General features: G+C 74.9%; 3 protein-coding genes. 2 read left to right on the top strand and 1 reads right to left on the bottom strand.

The window, feature by feature from the left end:
- Window positions 1-34: 34 nt before the first annotated feature.
- A complete protein-coding gene (locus tag DZG00_RS15330) occupies window positions 35-511 on the top strand; it encodes a hypothetical protein (protein ID WP_119382417.1) in 477 nt (158 codons plus the stop codon).
- A 9-nt stretch (window positions 512-520) separates the two neighbouring features.
- On the opposite strand, the gene DZG00_RS15335 is transcribed toward DZG00_RS15330, so the two are convergent.
- On the bottom strand, window positions 521-1,135 hold the full coding sequence (locus DZG00_RS15335; protein ID WP_119382416.1) for a TetR/AcrR family transcriptional regulator: 615 nt from the start codon (window positions 1,133-1,135) through the stop codon (window positions 521-523).
- 33 nt (window positions 1,136-1,168) lie between these two features.
- Here DZG00_RS15335 and DZG00_RS15340 point away from each other — a divergent pair.
- Window positions 1,169-1,584, top strand: a 416-nt coding sequence (locus DZG00_RS15340) for a DMT family transporter (protein WP_511172843.1), incomplete at its 3' end; no start/stop codon positions are given.

Raw genomic sequence — 1,584 nt, forward strand, 5'->3', positions numbered from 1 at the left:
CGGCCGGACGCCCGCCGCCCGCTAGCGTGGCGGGATGCAGCTGACGACCGAGCTAGCCGCGCAGCTCGCGCGGGTGCCGCGGACGCACGGCGGGCTGCTGGCGCCCTGCCGGATCACGCTGCGGTCGGGGCACGTGCGCGACCGGGTGCACGTGGCCGAGCGCGGGGAGCTCGCGCGGGCCGGGATCCGGCCGGGCCCCGCCTTCGAGGTGGAGGACATCGTGCGCATCGAGGACAGCCCGCTGCGATTGGCGGCGGAGCTGGCCGAGCGGATCCACGACGCCGGCGAGTCCGGCATGGGGTACCTGCTGTTCCTGGTGCGGATGCGCGACGGATCCGCCCTGCCGTTCGTGACGGGCGGCAGCGCCGACTTCCCCGACTGGCCGCCGGGGGTGGATCCGCGCGACGCCGTCGACGTGGTCCCGCACGGCGGCCGCGAGGTCTTCCTGCACCGGCAGCCGACGCGGCACGAGAGCGGCGCGCCCGCGGGCTGGCTGCTGTACGACGCGTAGGACGCCGGGTCAGGGCCGCGCGGTCGCCTCCAGCAGCGCGCGGGCCGCGTCGCGCGCGACCTGCAGCGGATGCCCGAAGGTGCCCATGCCGAGCGTGACGAGGCCGCCCTCGTACATCAGCATCAGCGTGCGGGAGACGGCGGACGGATCCGGCAGCCCGGCCTCGCGGCACAGGTCGCGGAGGAGATCCAGCAGCCAGGCCTTCTGGCGCATGACCTCGGGCAGCACGTCGTGCCCGTCGTCCTCGTCGCCCAGCTCCCCCGCGCCGAGCTCCGCGCGCGCGTTGATCGCGCTGCAGCCCTTGGGCGTGTTCGCGGCGGCCCACGTGACCGCGGCGTCGAACACCGCCAGCACCCGGTCGATCCCGGGCTCGGGCGTGCGCGCGAGGTGCTCCGCGAGGTGCTCGCGCCAGCGCGCGTCGCGGTGCTGCAGGTACGCGACCACGAGGTGCTCCTTGGAGCCGAAGCGGTCGTAGATCGTCTTCTTGGTGACGCCCGCGGCGGCGGCGATCGCGTCGACGCCGACCACGTGGATCCCCCGCGCGTAGAAGAGCTCGGACGCCGCGTCGAGCACGCGGCGGGCTCCGGGGGTGAGCGGGGCGAGGTCGGGCACGGAGGTCGTCACACGACGAATATACCGGTCTGTATAGTCGAGCCCATGACAAGTAGACAGGTCGGTATACCTCGGCCGCTCGTGACCGTGGTGGCCGCAGCCGGGTTCGTGCTCGCGTGGAGCTCGGGCTTCCTCATCGCGGCGATCGGCACGGTCGAGGTGCCCGCGACCACGCTGCTCCTCTGGCGGTTCGCGCCGCTCGCCGTGCTGCTCGTGGGACTCGTGGCGGCGACGGGTGCGGCACGCGGGATCGCCCCGCGGACGCTCGGCCGGCAGGCCCTCATCGGCGCGTTCGCGCAGCTCGGCTACTGCGCGTTCGTGTACGCGGCGATCGCCGCGGGGATCGCGACCGGCACGACCGCGCTCATCGACGCCGTGCAGCCGCTGGTGGTCGCGACGCTCGTCGGCCCGCTGCTCGGGCTGCGTGTGCGCGGCGCGCAGTGGGCCGGGCTCGCGCTCGG

The sequence above is a fragment of the Clavibacter lycopersici genome (genome assembly GCF_003576405.1).
Lineage (GTDB): Bacteria > Actinomycetota > Actinomycetes > Actinomycetales > Microbacteriaceae > Clavibacter > Clavibacter lycopersici.

What these genes read in the sequence shown, in the direction of transcription:
- DZG00_RS15330 (WP_119382417.1), top strand. Translation starts at nt 35, where the DNA reads ATGCAGCTGACGACCGAGCTAGCCGCGCAGCTCGCGCGGGTGCCGCGG.